Below are 15,986 nucleotides of genomic sequence, written 5' to 3' on the forward strand. Positions count from 1 at the left end.
ACTTCGCGGCACGCCGAGGGCCATGTCGCCGCCCCCGTCAAGACTTGCATCCCAGCATGCCCGGTGCTAGTTCTGCATTCGTTCCGGTAAGGCCCGGGGAGTCAGGACCCCGGGTTCTTCCCTTCCGGGGCGGCGGGCCCGTCCGCCGCCCCGGACCTCTCCAGCAGCGCGGCCAGGCGCGCCAGGCAGTCCGCCCGGCCCGCGACGCAGCCGCCCTCGATCCACCAGCCCCGCACCGCCTTCATCGCCTGCCCGATCCGCGCATCCGGCCTGTGGCCGAGGTCGATCGCGTCCTGCCCCCGCAGCGGGAAGGCCGGCACCGGCATGGCCCCGAGTCGCGCCCGCAGCCCCGGCCAATCCCCGGGCTCGCCCCGCGACTCCGCCACCCAGGTCGCGTCCAGCAGCCGGGGCAGCTTGTGGTCCGCCAGCAGGCGGCGCAGCGCGGCCTCGTCCAGCGCGCCCCGGATGCGGGCGGTATCGCGCGCCGCCGCGTATTGCCCGGCCTCCTCCCGCGACCAGCGGAGGCGCGACGGCAGGTGCCGGTCCGCCGCCCCCGCCGGCACCAGCACCGCGAGGCGCAGCACCGGGTCCCGCGGCAGCCCGCGCGCCAGGCCCGCCGCCAGCGAGGCGGGATCGGCGCCTTCCGGCAGCACGGCGGCGCGGATGCCGGTCTCCTCCATGAGACGCAGCGCAGCGACGGGGTCCGCGGCCTCCAGCAGCCGCTTGATCTCCATCCATACCCGCTCGACGGCGATGCGGCGGGCGAGCCCCTCCACCGCGCCGCGGATCGCCGCCACGGCCTCCGCATCCGGCGCCCCGCGCCCGTAGCGGGCCCAGAAGCGGAAGAAGCGGAGCGCCCGGAGGTAGTCCTCGGCCAGCCGGGTCGCGGCATCGCCCACGAACCGCACCTGCCCCGCCGCCAGGTCCGCCCGGCCGCCGAAATAGTCCCAGAGCCGCCCTTCCCCGTCGCAGGACATGGCGTTGATGGTGAAGTCCCGCCGCGCGGCATCCTCCGCCCAGTCGGTGGTCCAGGCGACCTCCGCATGGCGGCCATCGGTCGCGACATCGCGGCGCAGCGCCGTCACCTCCACGGGCTGCCCGCCCAGCACGGCGGTGACGGTGCCATGGGCGAGCCCGGTCTCGAACACCTTGAGCCCCGCCGCCTTCAGCCGTTCGGCAATGGCCTCCGGCGGCAGGGGCGCGGCCACGTCCACGTCATGCACCGCGACGCCGGCCAGCGCGTCCCGCACGCAGCCGCCGACCGCCCGGCTGCCCGGCAGCGCGGCCAGCACCGCGGCGGGGGCGGGCTCCGCCAGGAAGGCGGGGGGCGCGATGCGCGCATGGGCCGCCTCGCTCACGGGCGCCGCTCCCCATGCCCGGGCGTGATGGTGCCATCGGGGGCGAGGGTCGCGGGCACATAGGCCTCGCCCTTACCCATCGCGCCTTCGGTGCCGAACCAGATCGCCGCCCCGATCCCCGCCGCCGCCCCCAGCGCCAGCGCCAGCACCAGCCCGGGCGAGGGCCCGGTGGAGGAGGGTGGCCGCAGCCGCCGCCAGGCCAGGAACAGCCCCAGCGGCAGCAGCATCAGCAGGATGTCGGCGATCGCCATCATGACCCGTTCATCCCCCAAGGCGATGCCGATGGCGGCGAGAGGAAGCGTCTCTTCGACCCCGGCCGCCCGCCGATCCTAGCGTCACGGCAACGACCCGGAAGGTGCCCGATGCCCGTGAAGCCGCTCCCCCTCGCCCTGGCCCGCAGCCTGGCCGCCGCGCACTGGCCGCAGGCGCGCGCCCATGTGCTGACCGCGGGCTTCATCCCCTGGCGCAACCCGAAGCGGCGGCCTCAGCCTCTCAGCACCCGCGCCAGGCCCATCAGCATGGCGGCGGTGGCGCCCCAGATCAGGTGGGTGTCATGCGGCCAGACCCAGTAGTCCCGCATCTTCCCCCGCACCTCCCGCGACTTCAGCGCGGGCGCCGCGGGGTCCAGCACGGTGGCCAGCGGCAGTTCGAAGATCGCCTGCACCTCGCCTGGTTCCGGTGACAGCGACAAGGGCGGGTCGAGGAAGGCAACGACGGGAGTCACGCGGTAGCCCGTGCCCGTCAGGTGTTCCGGCAGCGCCCCCACGATCTCCGGCAGGCGCGGGTCCAGCCCCACCTCCTCCGCCGCCTCCCGCAGCGCCGCGGCCTCCGCTGTCTCGCCCCGCTCGATCCGCCCGCCGGGGAAGGCCACCTGGCCCGCATGGGAGGAGAGGCGGTCGGAACGGAGCGTCAGCAGGATGCCCGGCCCCGATCCGTGCCAGACGATCGGGATCAGCACCGCGGCGGCCACCGGCCCGTTCGGCCGGATCACGAAGATGTCCCGCTCCTCGAAGGTGCTGTCCCGGGCGCGTTCCAGCGCGACGGGGTCGGCGAGGCGGGCGGCGATCTCCTCCCGGCTCGGCAGGCTCGGGACGGGAATGAGGGCCTGGCGCGGGGCGCCGCTCACTCCGCCGCCTGGTCGTAGGTGTCGTCCTCGTCGTCCTGCTGGGCGGTGGGGGCGTCGTCGATCGGGAAGAAGACGCCTTCCGACCACACGCCGATCACGGCGCGGCCTTCCACCGTCTCCGGCTGGGCGAGGGCCACCAGCTCATAGAACACCGCGCGGTTGATCCGCGCCTCCAGCCCCGGGCGGACGGTGATGTAGGGGCGGGGTTCGCGCGATTCCGGGTCGATGGTGACGCGGATCGGATGCTCGGCGTCGGCCGTCACCATCTCATCGAGGTTGGTGCGGAAGGTCAGGCATTGCCGCGGCTCGGCGGAGCGGGAGCCGAGCGGCGCGAAGGGGTCGGCGCAGGTGCGCCACCACATCTCGACGGCCACGAAGGGGGCGTCATCCACCTCGATCCGGCCGCGCTCGACGGGGGTTTCCAGCCAGTAGCTGCCATCCTCCTCCCGCTTCAGGACGGAGGCGAAGAGGCAGACCAGCTCCTTCCGCCCGATCGGGCTGCCCCGGTAGAACCAGGTCCCGTCCTTGGCGATGCGCATGGAGAAATCGCCGCAGTTCTGGTTCGGCTTGAGCCGCGGCATGGCCGGCATCCGGCCTTCACGCCCTTTCGGCCCCGCGCCATTCAGCGCCCCATCGGGCGCCCCATCGGGCACAGCGTCACGTCGCGCTTCGTTCATCACACCTTCCGCACCCCGTGACCCCGCGGGCCTTCCGGCCCCTGGCTCCCCAGCCACACCACGAAATCCTCCCCCGGCCAGGCCGCCGGCATCGAAGCGTGACGCTTTGATGCACGCCGATGTGGCGCCAGGGATGGGCGAGGTGGATACTCGCCCCATATCGAACGGATCGCATATAGGGAGCCTTACCCGCATGGTGGAAGTGGCCGACGCCGCGGAGGCGGAATCTCTCATCCGGGAGGCCGAGTCGCTGGCGGACCGGCTGGCCCGGGTGCGCGAAGGGGTCGGCCGCGTCATCTTCGGGCAGGAGACGGTGGTGGAGCGCACGCTCATCACCCTGCTCTCCGGCGGCCATGTGCTGCTGGTCGGCGTCCCGGGCCTCGGCAAGACCAAGCTGGTGGAGACGCTGGGCACCGTCCTCGGCCTCGATGCCCGGCGCGTCCAGTTCACGCCGGACCTCATGCCATCGGACATCCTCGGCTCCGAGGTGCTGGAGGAGGATGCGCATGGCCGCCGCCACTTCCGCTTCATCAAGGGCCCGGTCTTCTGCCAGCTGCTGATGGCGGATGAGATCAACCGCGCCAGCCCGCGCACCCAATCCGCCCTCCTCCAGGCGATGCAGGAGCACAAGGTGGCGATCGCGGGGGAGGTCCACCCCCTGCCCGCCCCCTTCCATGTGCTGGCCACCCAGAACCCGATCGAGCAGGAAGGCACCTACCCCCTGCCGGAGGCGCAGCTCGACCGCTTCCTGCTGGAGATCGATGTCGGCTACCCCGACCTGGCGGCGGAGCGCGCCATGCTGCTGGCGACGACCGGCGCGAAGGAGGCGAAGCCCCAGCCCGCCATGACGGGGGCGGAGCTGTCCGCCGCGCAGCTGCTGATCCGGCGCCTGCCGGTCGGCGAACAGGTGCTGGACGCCATCCTGAAGCTGGTCCGCAGCGCGCGGCCGGAGACGACGGAGATCGAATCGATCCGCCAGAACCTGGCCTATGGCCCCGGCCCCCGCGCCGCCCAGGCGCTGATGCTGGCCACCCGGGCGCGCGCCGTCCTCCAGGGCCGCCTCTCCCCCAGCGTGGATGACGTGGTGGCGCTGGCGGAGCCGGTACTGCGGCACCGCATGGCGCTGAACTTCTCGGCCCGGGCGGATGGGGTGAAGCTGTCGGAGGTGCTCGATGTGCTGAAGGCGCAGCTTGGCTAGCCCCGCGCCCCCCTCCTCCTCCCCCGCCCGGCTGACCATCCCCTGGGCGGAACAGCTCGGCGCCCGCCTGCCGCCCTTGCTGGTGGAGGCGGAGCGGGTGGCGGCGACCGTCATGCCCGGCATCCATGGCCGCCGCCGCGCGGGACCGGGCGAGGCCTTCTGGCAGTTCCGCCCCTATGTCGCCGGCGACCAGGCCAGCCGGATCGACTGGCGGCAATCCGGCAAGTCCGACCGCCTGTTCATCCGGGAGACGGAGTGGGAGGCCGCGCAGACCGTGGCGCTGTGGCGCGCGGCGGACGCCGGCATGGCCTGGCGCAGCGGGCCGGAGGTGCCGCCCAAGCAGCTGCGCGCCGACCTGCTGCTGCTGGCGCTGTCCGCCCTGCTGCTGCGGGGCGGGGAGCGTGTGCGGCTCTTCGGCCTGCCCCGCCCCTTCGCCGGCCGCGGCGCGCTGCCGCAGATCGCGGATTCGCTCGGCGCCATGGCGCCCACGCCGGAGGACCCCCGCATCGCCCGCCACGCCCGCGCCGTGCTGTTCGGCGATTTCTGGGGCCGGCTGGAGGAGACGCGCCGCGCGCTCGGCGCGCTGTCGGCCCAGGGGGTGCGCGGCCATCTGCTGCAGGTGATCGACCCGGCGGAGGAGACGCTGCCCTATGCCGGGCGCATCCGCTTCGAGGAGGTGGCCGCGGGCCTCGCCGCCGCCCTCGTCCCCCGCGTCGAATCGGTGCGGGAGGTCTATGGGGAGCGGCTGGCCCGCCACCGCGCGGGGCTGGCGGCGATCGCCGCCGCCGCGGGCTGGAGCTTCGCCACCCACCGCACCGACCAGCCGCCGGAAGCCGCGCTGCTGGCGCTGCATCAGGCGCTGGCGCCGCAATGAGGCGCTTCACTGATGACGGTCCAGGGTCGTCTCGACCCTGGCGGATGGGGCCCGGGGAAGGCAGCGCCTTCCCCGGAGCGCTCCCTTGCTGGACGGCCACCGCCCCATGCTGATCCTCGGCCCCATCGCCTTCGCGGCGCCCTGGCTGCTGACCGCGCTCGCGCTGCTGCCGGTCCTCTGGTGGCTGCTCCGCGTCACGCCGCCGGCGCCGAAGCGGCAGAGCTTCCCGGCGCTGCGCCTGCTGCAGGACCTGCCGGCGCCGGAGGAAACCCCCTCCCGCACCCCCTGGTGGCTGCTGGCGCTGCGGATCGCGGCGGCGGCGCTCATCATCCTGGGCCTGGCGCGCCCGGTCTGGAACGCGACGGCCGGCGAGGGTGGGGAGGGGCCGCTGCTGGTCGCGATCGATGATGGCTGGGCGGCGGCGGCGGATTGGCCGGACCGGCTGGCCTCCCTCGAATCCGTGCTGGACGCCGCCGCGCGCAGCGGCCGCCGCACCGCCCTGCTGCTGACCGCCCCGCCCGCCACCCCCGACGCGCCACGCATTACCGGGCTGATGCCGGCGGAGGAGCTGCGCTCCCGCCTCGCCGCGCTGCGCCCGAAACCCTGGGCGCCGGACCGCGGCGCGGCGCGGGAGGCGCTGGCCGCCTGGCGCGTGCAGCACCCCGGCCCCTTCGCCACCTTCTACGTGGCCGATGGCGTGGAGCATGAGGCGGGCGAGGCGCGCGGCTTCGGCACGCTGGCGGAGGCGCTGGCCGCCGGCGGGGCGCTGACCCTCGCGCGGTCCGAGGGCCGCCCCACCCGCCTGCTGCCGCCCCCCCGCGGAGAGGCCGATCGCCTGGTGCTGACCGTCCGCACCACGCCCCTGCCCATCGCGTCGGAGGCCGTGGTGCTGGCCCGCACCGGCGATGGCCGCACGCTGGACCGCGCCGTGGTGCCGATCCCGGCCGGGGCGACGGAGGCCGAGGCCGCCATGCCGCTGCCGCTCGAGATCCGCAACCAGGTGGTGCGGCTCGACCTCGATGGCGTCGCGGGCGCCAATGCGACCGTGCTGCTGGATGAACGCTTCCGCCGCCGCCCCGTCGGGCTGATCGCGGGCGGCGAGGAGGCGGCGGCCGATGTGCCGCTGATCGGGGAGCTCTTCTACCTAGACCGCGCGCTGTCGCCCCATGCGGAGCTGCGGCGCGGCTCCGTCGAGGGCCTGCTGGCGCGGCGGCTTTCCGTGCTGGTGCTGGCCGACCGCCCTGTCTCCGAGGGGCGGGAGCGCGACCAGCTGACGCGCTGGATCGAGGCCGGCGGCACCCTCGTCCGCTTCGCCGGGCCGCGGCTGGCGGAGGCGCCGGACACGCTGATGCCGGTGCCGCTGCGGGCGGGCGAGCGGCAGCTCGGCGGCGCGCTGTCCTGGGAAAGGCCGCAGACGCTGGCCGCCTTCCCGGAAGGCTCGCCCTTCCAGGGGCTGATGCCGCCGCCGGAAGTCACCGTGGAGCGCCAGGTGCTGGCGGAGCCCTCCGCGCGGCTGACGGGCCATACCTGGGCGCGGCTGGCGGATGGCACGCCGCTCGTGACCTGGGACGGGCGGGGCGCCGGGCGGATCGTGATGTTCCACGTCACCGCCAATGCCGAATGGTCCAACCTGCCGCTCTCGGGATTGTTCGTGGAGATGATGAAGCGCCTGGTCGCCCTCTCCGCCGGCGTCGGCGGCGCCGATGGGGAGGCGCCGCTGCCGCCCTTCGAGACGCTGGACGGCTTCGGCCGGCTCGGCCCGCCCCAGCCCGGCGCGCAGCCCATCCCGCCCGCGCGGATCGAGAACGAGGCGCCCTCGCCCCGCCACCCGCCGGGCTGGTACGGCAGCGGCACGGGGGGGGAGGCCGCGCATCGCCGCGCGCTGAACCTCGGCGCCGGGGTGGCCCCGCCACGGCCGGTGACGGGCATTCCCGCCGGCACGGCGATGACCACGATCGGCGGCGTGCCGGCGGAACGCGACCTCGGCCCCTGGCTGCTGGCGGCGGCGATGCTGCTGCTGGTGGCGGATATGGTGGTCAGCCTGCTGCTGCGCGGCCTGATGGGGCGCGGGCGCAGCCGGGCCATGGCGGGGGCGGTGGCGCTGGCCGCGATGCTGGCCGGGCCGGCCCTGGCGCAGGATGGCAACGCGGCGCTGGCGACCCGGCTCGGCTACGTCGTCACCGGCGATGCGGCGGTGGATGAGGTGAGCCGCACGGGCCTGGTCGGCCTGTCGGACTTCGTCAACCGCCGCACCGCGGCCGCGCTGGCGGACCCGCTGCCGGTGACGCCGGGGCGGGACGACCTCGCCTTCTTCCCGCTGCTCTACTGGCCCGTGCTGGGCGACGCGCCCGCCCCCAGCGCCGCGGCGGCGGCCGCGCTGAACGGCTTCATGCGCAATGGCGGCATCATCCTGTTCGACACGCGGGACGAGGGATCGGGCGAGGGATTCTCCCCGGGTTCGCGCGCCGCGCTGCGGCGGCTCACGCGGGATCTCTCGGTGCCGCCCCTGGCGCCGGTGCCGGAGGACCATGTGCTGAAGCGCGCCTTCTACCTGCTGCAGGACCTGCCCGGCCGCTTCACCGGCGGCAATGTCTGGGTGGCGCGGGAACAGGACCGGGCGAATGACAGCGTCAGCCCCGTGATCATCGGGGGGCATGACTGGGCCTCCGCCTGGGCGATCGATGCGCGGGGCAACAACCCCTATGCCGTCATCCCCGGCGGCGCGCGGCAGCGGACGCTGGCCTACCGCTTCGGCACCAACCTCGTGATGTACGCGCTGACCGGCAACTACAAGGGCGACCAGGTCCATGTGCCGGCCATCCTGGAGAGGCTCGGCAATTGAGGGCGGTCGGGAATTCCCGAAGCTGGCGGGCGGCGAAGCCGACCGAGGCCGCGAACGCGGCCCGCCGGAAGTCCGTCACGCCGCTGGCGTGCCTGCGGCACGACGAGCCAAGCCGGCTCGTCACGCCGCTGGCGTGCCTGCGGCACGACGCGCTTGAGGGCATGAACCAATGAAGCAGGCGCTGGCCGGCATCGACTTCGCGCCCGTCATCCCGCTGTGGCTGCTGGCCACGCTCGCGGCGCTGGCGCTGCTGGCGCTGCTGCCCGGGCTGCTGCGGGTGGTGCGGAACAGCGCGGGCGCGGCCACCTGGGCCCCCGCCCCCGGCATCTGGCTGCGGGCGCTGGCCTTCGCGGCCCTGGTGCTGGCACTGGCCAATCCGCGCCTGGTGGAGGAGACGCGGGAGACGCGGCCCGACATCGCGCTGCTGGTGGTGGACCGCAGCGACAGCGCCGTGCTCGGCCCGCGGGAGGCGCAGATCACCGCGGCGCGGGAGCAGATCGAGGCCCGCGCCCGCCGCCTGCCCGAACTCGAACTCCGTACCGTGGAGGTGCCGGAGGGCGGCAACCAGGGCACGCGGCTGTTCAGCGCCATGGAACGCGCCCTGGCCGACATCCCCCGCGCGCGCCTGGCCGGCGTGGTGGCGCTGACGGATGGCCAGGTGCATGACGTGCCCGCCGCCCCGGCGCTGGACGCGCCCTTCCACCTGTTGCTGCCCGGGCGGCCGGGCGAGGTGGACCGGCGCATCCGCGTGGTGGAGGCGCCGGGCTTCGGCATCGTCGGCAGGCCGGTCGAACTCCGCGTGGTGGTGGAGGACCAGGGCGCGCCCCCCGGCGGCGCCGCGCGCCTGACCATCCGGCGGGACGGCCAGCCGCCCCGTGTCGAATCCGTCCCCGTGGGGCGGGAGCACCGCATCGCCGTGCCGATCGAGCGCGGCGGCCCGACCGTGGTGGAGATCACGGCCGAGACGCGGCCCGGGGAGGTCAGCGACCTCAACAACCGCGCCGTCGTCTCCATCAACGGGGTGCGGGACCGGCTGCGGGTGCTGCTCGTCTCCGGGGAGCCGCATGCGGGGCAGCGCACCTGGCGGCGGCTGCTGAAGGCCGACCCCAATGTCGATCTCGTCCACTTCACGATTCTCCGGCCGCCGGAGAAGGACGACCTGACGCCGCTGCATGAGCTGGCGCTGATCGCCTTCCCGGTGCGGGAGCTGTTCCAGGTCAAGCTCCGCGAATTCGACCTGATCGTCTTCGACCGCTTCGCCAATCGCGGCCTGCTGCCGCCGGTCTATCTGCGGAACATCGCGGATTACGTCCGCGGCGGCGGCGCGCTGCTGATGTCGGTGGGGCCGGAATTCGCGGGGCCGACCAGCCTCGCCTCCACCCCGCTCGGCCAGATCCTGCCCGCCCGCCCGCCGACCGGCGCCGGCGCCGCCCAGGCCGCGCTGCTCGAACAGCCCTTCCGGCCGATGGTGACGGAGACGGGGGCGCGGCATCCGGTGACGGAGGGGCTGCCCGGCGCCAATGTCCTCGGCCCCGCCTTGGCGGATGCCACCTGGGGCCGCTGGTACCGCGCCATGCGGGCCGATGCGCGGGCCGGCAGCACCGTGATGGAAGGGCCGAACGGCACGCCGCTGATGGTGCTGGACCGGGTCGGCGAGGGGCGCGTCGCGCTGATGCTGTCGGACCACATCTGGCTCTGGTCCCGCGGCCATGATGGCGGCGGGCCGCAGCAGGAACTGCTCCGCCGCATCGCCCATTGGACGATGAAGGAGCCGGAGCTGGAGGAGGAGGACCTGACGGCGCGGATCGACCAGGGCCACCTGACCGTGGTCCGCCGCAGCCTGGAAGCCGGCCCGCCGCCCGAGATCACCATCACCGCCCCCGACGGCACCATCACCCGCCAGCAGGCCGAGCCGCGCGGCGGCGGCCGGGCGGTGGTGGAGATGCCGGCCATCCGCGCCGGCGTCTGGCAGGCCGCCGATGGCCGCCGCACCGCCTTCGCCGCCGCCGAGGCGCCCAACCCGATGGAGGTCGCGGACCTCCGCGCCGAGGAATCCCGGCTGCGCCCGCTGGCGGAGGCGACGGGCGGCGCGGTGCGCTGGCTCGGCACCGAGGCCCAGCCGCTGGTGCCGGAACTCCGCCGCGTGGCGCTGGGGCGGGACCAGCATGGCGGCGCCAGCCCCGGCCCCGGCTGGATCGGGCTGCGCCGCAACGCCGACCACACCGTGACCGGCATCACCGCCCTGCCGCTGCTGCCGCCCTGGCTCGCCCTGCCGCTGGTGCTCGGCCTGGCGCTGCTGGCCTGGCGGCGGGAGGGGCGGTGACGTTCCGGGCGCGGCGCCCTACATCGGTCGCATGATCCGTATCGGTGCCCTTGGCGGTCTCCTCCTGCTCGGTGCCTGTGCCCAGGGGCCGACTCTGCAGCAGCGCCTCTCGGTCTTCATGGGCCAGGGGGAGGCCGACCTGGTGGCGGCGCTCGGCGTGCCGGCCCGGACCCATGAGGCGGAGGGGCGGCGCTTCCTGCAATTCGAGCAGCGCCGCACCGTGGCCGTCGCCGCCCCCGCGCCCATCCCCTATTACGGCCGCTTCGGGCCCCGCTACGGCTACTGGCCGCAGCCGCCCGCCTATGCCGTGGTCGGCTGCGACATCACCTTCGAACTGGCCGAGGGCCGGGTGCAGGGTTTTTCCACCCGGGGCGAGGGCTGCCGGTGAGGCCGGGCCTTTCTCGCCGCCCGGTAAATGCGTAGGTTGCCGCCCATGCGACGCACCCCCCGCCTGCCCGCCCTGCTGATCCCCGCCGCCCTGCTCGGCCTGCCGGCGGTGCTGGCCGGCCTGCCGGCCGGGGCGCAGGAGATGCCGCGCCCGCCGCAGCAGGCGCCGCAGACCCAGGCCCCCGCCCCCGCTTTGCCGGGCCTGGCGGCGCGCCGCCCGGTGGCGCCGATCCCGGGCGATCCCTCCGCCAACCTCTCCCCCAACGCCGCGCTGTTCGACGCGGTGGCGCGCGGCGACATCGCCGCGGCGCGGGATGCGGTGGCGCGCGGGGCGGATGTGGAGGCGCGGAACGCGCTGGGGCTGACGGCGCTGGACGCCGCCGTGGACCAGGGCCGGAACGACATCGCCTTCTACCTGCTTTCGGCGCGGGACGTGGCGCGCAGCGGCACGCAGGGCCCGCCGCCCTCTGCCGCCCGCGCCCCCGCCACCCCGCCGGCCGCGGCGCCGCGCCCCGCGCGCCCGGCCGCGCCGCTCAACACGCCGCCCGCCGCCGCCGTGGCGCAGCCGCGCTCCGCCGCGCTCTGGGCCGGCAATGGCGGCGCGCCGCAGCCGGAGATCGGCTTCCTGGGCTTCGATGCCGGCCGCCCCGCCGGCGCCGTGCCGCCGCCCGAGGCCACGCCGGCCCGCCGCCCGCCGCGGGGCTGACGCGCCGCTAGGCCCGCCCGCCGGGCCTTCCCATACCGCCGAGCCCATGTCCTGACCCGCGGCCGGATGGCCGCGCCGGCGCCTGGGGGCGGAAACGCCTCGGCATTTCCGCGTCTCGGGATCAGTCGTTCCCGGCGGAGCGGACGCCGCGGCGCTCCTCCATCGCCGCCCCGGCCGAAGCCGGGCGCCCGGCGGCATCGCCGCCGCGGCCCCGCAGCGCATCGATCAGCCCCAGCAGGCGGCGCGTCTCGAAGGGCTTGCGCAGCACGGCATCGAAGCCCGCGGCACGGCAGGCGGGCTCCACCTCCTCCGGCTGCTCCGCCGTCAGGGCGATCAGCGGCACGCGCCCCTGCTCCCCGGGCAGGGTGCGCAGCGCGGCGGCGACGCCGAAGCCATCGAGGCCCGGCATGTGCAGGTCCAGCACCGCCAGGTCGAAGGCGGCGCCATGCAGGGCGGCCAGCGCGGCGGGCCCGTCCTCCGCCGCCGTCACGGCATGGCCCGCGCGTTCCAGCACCGCGGTCAGCAGCAGGCGGCTCGCGGCCACGTCCTCCGCCACCAGGATGCGCAGCCGGGCCTCATGCGCCGGGGCCAGCGGCGCGGCGCCGGGGCGGAAGGGCACCCAGAAGACGAAGCGGCTGCCCTGCCCCGGCCGGCTCTCCGCGCCGATCGCGCCGCCCATCGCCTCCACCAGCCGCCGGCAGATGGCGAGGCCGAGGCCGCTGCCGCCGAAGCGCCGCGCGGTATCGGCGCTTTCCTGGCGGAAGCGGTCGAAGATCCGGGGCAGGGCCTCCGGCGCGATACCGATGCCGGTATCGACCACGGCCACCTCCACCCGTTCCGGCCGGGCGGTCAGCCGGGCGGAGACGACGATCTCCCCCCGCTCCGTGAACTTGATGGCGTTGCTGATGAGGTTGGTGGCCACCTGGCGCAGCCGCATCGGGTCGCCGCGCATCCAGCGCGGCAGGCCGGGATCCAGCTGCACCCGCAGGCCGAGCCCCTTCTGCTGCGCGACGCTGCGCATCAGCCCGGCGCAATCCTCCAGCAGCTGCGCGATCTCGATATCCGCGTCCTCCAGCTCCACCGCGCCTTCGTCGAGCCGGGCGAAATCCAGCACGTCGCCGATCAGCGCCAGCAGCGCCTGGCCGGCGCGGCGCTGCTGTTCCACCCAGGCCTTGGCGGTGGCGGAGAGGTCGGATTTGGCCAGGAGGTCGGTGTAGCCCAGCAGCCCCGTCAGCGGCGCGCGCAGCTCATGGCTCACCGTCGCCAGCATGTCGGTGCGCCGGCGCTCCTGCTCCGCCGCGCGGGCCAGGGCTTCCGCCTGGCTGCGATGGCGCATCGCCTCCTGCCCCCGGTGGCGGGAGGCGATGCGCGCGGCGACGCCGATGCCGGCCAGCACGGCGGCGGCGCCCACGGCCAGCACCAGCCAGCCCAGCGCCCGGGTGGCGAAATCATCCGGCGTGGCGGCGGCGACCAGCGTCCAGCGTGAATCGCCGACCGGCATGGCATAGGCGGTGAGGGCGCCGAGCGAGAGCGCCTCCCGCGGCTGGGCCAGGGAAGGGCGCAGCGCCTCCGGCGACGCGGCGCCGCCGGCGGCCCGGGCGATCAGCCTGCCCTCGGCATCCAGCAGCACCGCGGACCAGCCGCGCGGCAGGTCCGCCCGGTCCAGCACCCTGGCGAAGGCCGATGCCTCCAGCGCCACCATCAGGGAAAAGCGGACCAGCCCCTCGATCCGGACGGGGACGCGCAGCGCCACGAAGCCGTCCAGCAGGCCGCTGGGCTGCGCGCGCCCGGTGCGCAGCACGCTGGCGACGGAGGCCGGGTCGCGCAGCGGCGGCAGCTCGGCCTCCGCGGGGTAGCGCAGGTTCAGCAGCTGCCTTTCGCCATCCGTCAGCACGATGCTGAACCAGGCGGGGTCCCGCGCCATGACGCGCTGCGCTTCCGCCCGGAAGCCGGCCAGGTCCCCGGCGGCCAGGCGCGGCGACCCGGCCAGCGCCTCCATCACCCGGATGGCGCCGCGCAGCTCGGATTCCACGGCGGTGGACAGCGCGGTGGCGGCGCGCTGCAGGTCGGCGCGGCGGTCGGCCTCCCGCTCCGCCTGCAGGGCCAGGACCAGCATCAGGCCGAAGGCGGCGAGGGGCGCGAGGGCGAGGAAGGGCGCGAGGAAGGTCAGCCGCGAGATCAGCCGGCGGGACAGCCAGGACCCGCCGCCGTCAGGGACACGGGATGGCGTGGCGGTTTCTGGCACGCTGGCGCTTCACCTTTTGCTGGGGTCGCGACGGCAGTGCCCCAGGCACCAGACCCTTGCCAGGATTACAGCATCGGATGGGGTGCCGTCATCCGCGTCCGCTACCGGGACGCGAAATTCATCCCCAAAGCGCAACCAGCGTCAGGCCGGCGCCCCTGTCAGACAAGGATATTTATTGGCGACTGACGACACGGCGCGGCCATCACATGCGCGCGACCGGCCGCCCGCCACCGGCCGGTGGCGGCGACTCGCGGGGGGCATGCGGGCGCGGTGGCCGGCGGCGGGCCGGCCTCACTCCAGCCGTACATCGGCGGCGCGGATCACGTCGCGCCATTTGGGCGGCTCCGCCGCCAGGAAGCGGCCGAACTCGGCCGGGCTGTTGCCGACCGTCTCGAAGCCCAGCGTCGCGATGCGGCCGGCGACCTCGGGCCGCTTCAGGGCGGTGGCGAAGACCTCATGCAGCTTGGCGATGATGGGCGCCGGGGTGCCGGCCGGCGCCAGCAGGCCGTACCAGGCCTCCACGCTGATGGCGGGGCCGCCGGATTCCGCCATGGTCGGCACCTCCGGGAAGGCGCCAAAGCGGCGCGGCGTGGTCACGGCCAGCGCCTTCAGCGTGCCGGCCCGGACATGCTGGATGGATTGCGGGCTGTCGAAGAACACCGCCGTGTCCCCGCGCATGACGGATTGCGTGGCGTCCGGCGTCTGGCGGTAGGTGACGTTGGTCATCTGCACGCCGGCTTCGCGCAGGAACATCTCGGTCGCGAGGTGCGGGACGGTGCCGTTGCCGGCGGTTGCGTAGTTCAGCGCGCCGGGGCGGCGCCGCGCCTCCGCCACCAGGTCGCCGATGCTGGCGAAGGGCAGGCGGGGGTTGGTGACGACCAGCAGCGGGCCGGTGGTGAGCATGGAGATCGGCGCGAAGGCCGTGGCGGGGTCGTAGCCCAGGTCCCGGTAGAGGAACTGGTTGATGACCAGGGGGGAGGAGGCGTTGAGCGCCAGCGTGTAGCCATCCGGCGCCGCTTGGGCGACGACGCGGGAGCCGAGATTGCCGCCGGCGCCGGCCCGGTTCTCGATCACCAGGGGCTGGCCGAGCGCGGCGCCGACGGGTTCCGCCAGCAGCCGCGCCACCACATCGGTGGGGCCGCCGGCGCCGAAGGGCACCACGACGCGGATGGGCCGGTCCGGCCATGGCGCCTGGGCGCGGGCGATGCCCGAGGGAACAAGACCCGGCAGGGCGAGCAGGCCGAGGGCGGGCAGGTGGCGGCGGCGGAGCATGGGCAGGCTCATTCCGGCTGGATGCGGGCGGCGGCGACCAGGGCCTGGTTGCGCGGGATCTCGGCGGCGATGTAGCGGGCGAAGGCCTCGGCGGGCTCGGCCACCGGCGTCAGGCCGAGATCGGCCATGCGGGCATTCACCGCCGGCTCCATCGCCGCTTGGTTCACCTGGGCGTTGACCCGGGCGACGATGTCGGCCGCCAGGCCCTTCGGGCCCCAGAGGCCCGTCCAGCCATCCAGCACCATGTCGGGGAAGCCGGCCTCCACCATGGTGGGCACGTCCGGCAGCACGCGCTGCCGCGCGGCCGACAGCACGCCATAGGCGCGCAGCCGCCCGTCCCGGATCAGCGGCATGGAGGGGCCGAGGGGGGCGATGAAGAGGCTGACGGCGCCGGAGACGAGGTCGTTCATCGCGGGGCCCGTGCCGCGATAGCTGACGAAGGTCGTGGTGACGTTGAGCTTCTGCCAGATCGCCGCCGTCGCCAGCTGGCCGACGGAGCCGAGCGAGGAGCCGGCGAAGGAGAAGTCATCCGGCCTGGTGCGGATGGCCGTGAGCAGCTGGTCCAGGCTGCGCGGCGCGAGCGCCGTGCCGCCCACGATGACGTAGGGAATGGAGACGGTGCGCGCGATCGGCGTGAAATCGGCCTGCAGGTCGAAGGGGACGTTGCGCTGCACGAAGGGCAGCACGGTCAGCACCTCGTTCGAATAGAGCAGCGTGGTGCCATCCGGCGCGCTGCGGGCCACGGCCTCCGCCCCCACCGCGCCATTGGCGCCGGAGCGGTTCTCGATCACCCAGTTCTGGCCGAGCAGCTCGGCCGCGCGCGGCGCGATGAGGCGCGCGGTCAGGTCCGTGGTGCCGCCGGGGGGATAGGGGACGATGATCCGCGTGCTGCGCGCGGATTGCGCGGCCGCGGCGCGGGAGAGGGCGGGCGCGGCAAGCGCGGCCAGCGCCAGGCGGCGCGTGATGCGGATGGTCATG

The 15,986-nt window shown here is 75.1% G+C and carries 13 protein-coding genes; 6 read left to right on the forward strand and 7 right to left on the reverse strand.

Going from position 1 to position 15,986, the window contains the following annotated elements:
• Positions 1-101: 101 nt before the first annotated feature.
• The 4 genes from JJI54_RS00390 to JJI54_RS00405 form a co-directional block, all read right to left on the reverse strand.
• Positions 102-1,358: a CCA tRNA nucleotidyltransferase gene (locus JJI54_RS00390; RefSeq protein ID WP_203069837.1), complete on the reverse strand. Its 1,257-nt coding sequence runs from the start codon at positions 1,356-1,358 to the stop codon at positions 102-104.
• Entirely contained in the window at positions 1,355-1,612 is a 258-nt protein-coding gene (locus tag JJI54_RS00395) for a hypothetical protein (RefSeq protein WP_203069839.1), read from the reverse strand. The genes JJI54_RS00390 and JJI54_RS00395 overlap by 4 nt, the downstream gene beginning before the upstream one ends.
• A 230-nt stretch (positions 1,613-1,842) precedes the next feature.
• On the reverse strand, positions 1,843-2,484 hold the full coding sequence (locus JJI54_RS00400; RefSeq protein ID WP_203069841.1) for a CoA pyrophosphatase: 642 nt from the start codon (positions 2,482-2,484) through the stop codon (positions 1,843-1,845).
• On the reverse strand, positions 2,481-3,065 hold the full coding sequence (locus JJI54_RS00405) for a DUF1285 domain-containing protein (RefSeq protein WP_226381326.1): 585 nt from the start codon (positions 3,063-3,065) through the stop codon (positions 2,481-2,483). The genes JJI54_RS00400 and JJI54_RS00405 overlap by 4 nt, the downstream gene beginning before the upstream one ends.
• Positions 3,066-3,354: 289 nt before the next feature.
• Here JJI54_RS00405 and JJI54_RS00410 point away from each other — a divergent pair, with 289 nt between their 5' ends.
• The 6 genes from JJI54_RS00410 to JJI54_RS00435 all read left to right on the forward strand — a co-directional run bounded on the left by JJI54_RS00410 (position 3,355) and on the right by JJI54_RS00435 (position 11,491).
• On the forward strand, positions 3,355-4,359 hold the full coding sequence (locus JJI54_RS00410; protein ID WP_203069843.1) for an AAA family ATPase: 1,005 nt from the start codon (positions 3,355-3,357) through the stop codon (positions 4,357-4,359).
• The gene (locus JJI54_RS00415; protein WP_226381327.1) at positions 4,352-5,233 is read left to right on the forward strand and encodes a DUF58 domain-containing protein; all 882 of its coding nucleotides are present in this window, start codon (positions 4,352-4,354) and stop codon (positions 5,231-5,233) included. The genes JJI54_RS00410 and JJI54_RS00415 overlap by 8 nt, the downstream gene beginning before the upstream one ends.
• 85 nt (positions 5,234-5,318) lie before the next feature.
• The gene (locus tag JJI54_RS00420) at positions 5,319-8,075 is read left to right on the forward strand and encodes a DUF4159 domain-containing protein (RefSeq protein ID WP_318987416.1); all 2,757 of its coding nucleotides are present in this window, start codon (positions 5,319-5,321) and stop codon (positions 8,073-8,075) included.
• 169 nt (positions 8,076-8,244) lie between these two features.
• Positions 8,245-10,398 (forward strand): hypothetical protein, encoded by a 2,154-nt coding sequence (locus tag JJI54_RS00425; RefSeq protein ID WP_203069846.1) that lies wholly within the window; start codon positions 8,245-8,247, stop codon positions 10,396-10,398.
• A 31-nt stretch (positions 10,399-10,429) separates the two neighbouring features.
• Positions 10,430-10,786 carry a hypothetical protein gene (locus tag JJI54_RS00430; RefSeq protein ID WP_203069848.1) on the forward strand — a complete coding sequence of 119 codons (357 nt, stop codon included), beginning with the start codon at positions 10,430-10,432 and terminating at the stop codon, positions 10,784-10,786.
• 45 nt (positions 10,787-10,831) lie between these two features.
• Positions 10,832-11,491 (forward strand): ankyrin repeat domain-containing protein, encoded by a 660-nt coding sequence (locus JJI54_RS00435; protein ID WP_203069850.1) that lies wholly within the window; start codon positions 10,832-10,834, stop codon positions 11,489-11,491.
• A gap of 121 nt (positions 11,492-11,612) precedes the next feature.
• On the opposite strand, the gene JJI54_RS32890 is transcribed toward JJI54_RS00435, so the two are convergent.
• The 3 genes from JJI54_RS32890 to JJI54_RS00450 all read right to left on the reverse strand — a co-directional run bounded on the left by JJI54_RS32890 (position 11,613) and on the right by JJI54_RS00450 (position 15,985).
• Positions 11,613-13,736, reverse strand: a complete 2,124-nt coding sequence (locus JJI54_RS32890) for a hybrid sensor histidine kinase/response regulator (protein ID WP_203069851.1) — start codon at positions 13,734-13,736, stop codon at positions 11,613-11,615.
• A 291-nt stretch (positions 13,737-14,027) separates the two neighbouring features.
• Positions 14,028-15,008: a Bug family tripartite tricarboxylate transporter substrate binding protein gene (locus tag JJI54_RS00445; RefSeq protein WP_203069853.1), complete on the reverse strand. Its 981-nt coding sequence runs from the start codon at positions 15,006-15,008 to the stop codon at positions 14,028-14,030.
• Between the two features lie 8 nt (positions 15,009-15,016).
• Entirely contained in the window at positions 15,017-15,985 is a 969-nt protein-coding gene (locus JJI54_RS00450) for a Bug family tripartite tricarboxylate transporter substrate binding protein (protein ID WP_203069855.1), read from the reverse strand.
• Between the last annotated feature and the right edge of the window lies 1 nt (position 15,986).

The sequence above is a fragment of the Falsiroseomonas ponticola genome, from assembly GCF_016805305.1.
GTDB lineage: Bacteria > Pseudomonadota > Alphaproteobacteria > Acetobacterales > Acetobacteraceae > Falsiroseomonas > Falsiroseomonas ponticola.

What these genes read in the sequence shown, in the direction of transcription:
- JJI54_RS00395 (WP_203069839.1), bottom strand. Translation starts at nt 1,612, where the DNA reads ATGATGGCGATCGCCGACATCCTGCTGATGCTGCTGCCGCTGGGGCTG.
- JJI54_RS00405 (WP_226381326.1), bottom strand. Translation starts at nt 3,065, where the DNA reads ATGCCGCGGCTCAAGCCGAACCAGAACTGCGGCGATTTCTCCATGCGC.
- JJI54_RS00410 (WP_203069843.1), top strand. Translation starts at nt 3,355, where the DNA reads ATGGTGGAAGTGGCCGACGCCGCGGAGGCGGAATCTCTCATCCGGGAG.
- JJI54_RS00425 (WP_203069846.1), top strand. Translation starts at nt 8,245, where the DNA reads ATGAAGCAGGCGCTGGCCGGCATCGACTTCGCGCCCGTCATCCCGCTG.
- JJI54_RS00430 (WP_203069848.1), top strand. Translation starts at nt 10,430, where the DNA reads ATGATCCGTATCGGTGCCCTTGGCGGTCTCCTCCTGCTCGGTGCCTGT.
- JJI54_RS00435 (WP_203069850.1), top strand. Translation starts at nt 10,832, where the DNA reads ATGCGACGCACCCCCCGCCTGCCCGCCCTGCTGATCCCCGCCGCCCTG.
- JJI54_RS00445 (WP_203069853.1), bottom strand. Translation starts at nt 15,008, where the DNA reads ATGCTCCGCCGCCGCCACCTGCCCGCCCTCGGCCTGCTCGCCCTGCCG.
- JJI54_RS00450 (WP_203069855.1), bottom strand. Translation starts at nt 15,985, where the DNA reads ATGACCATCCGCATCACGCGCCGCCTGGCGCTGGCCGCGCTTGCCGCG.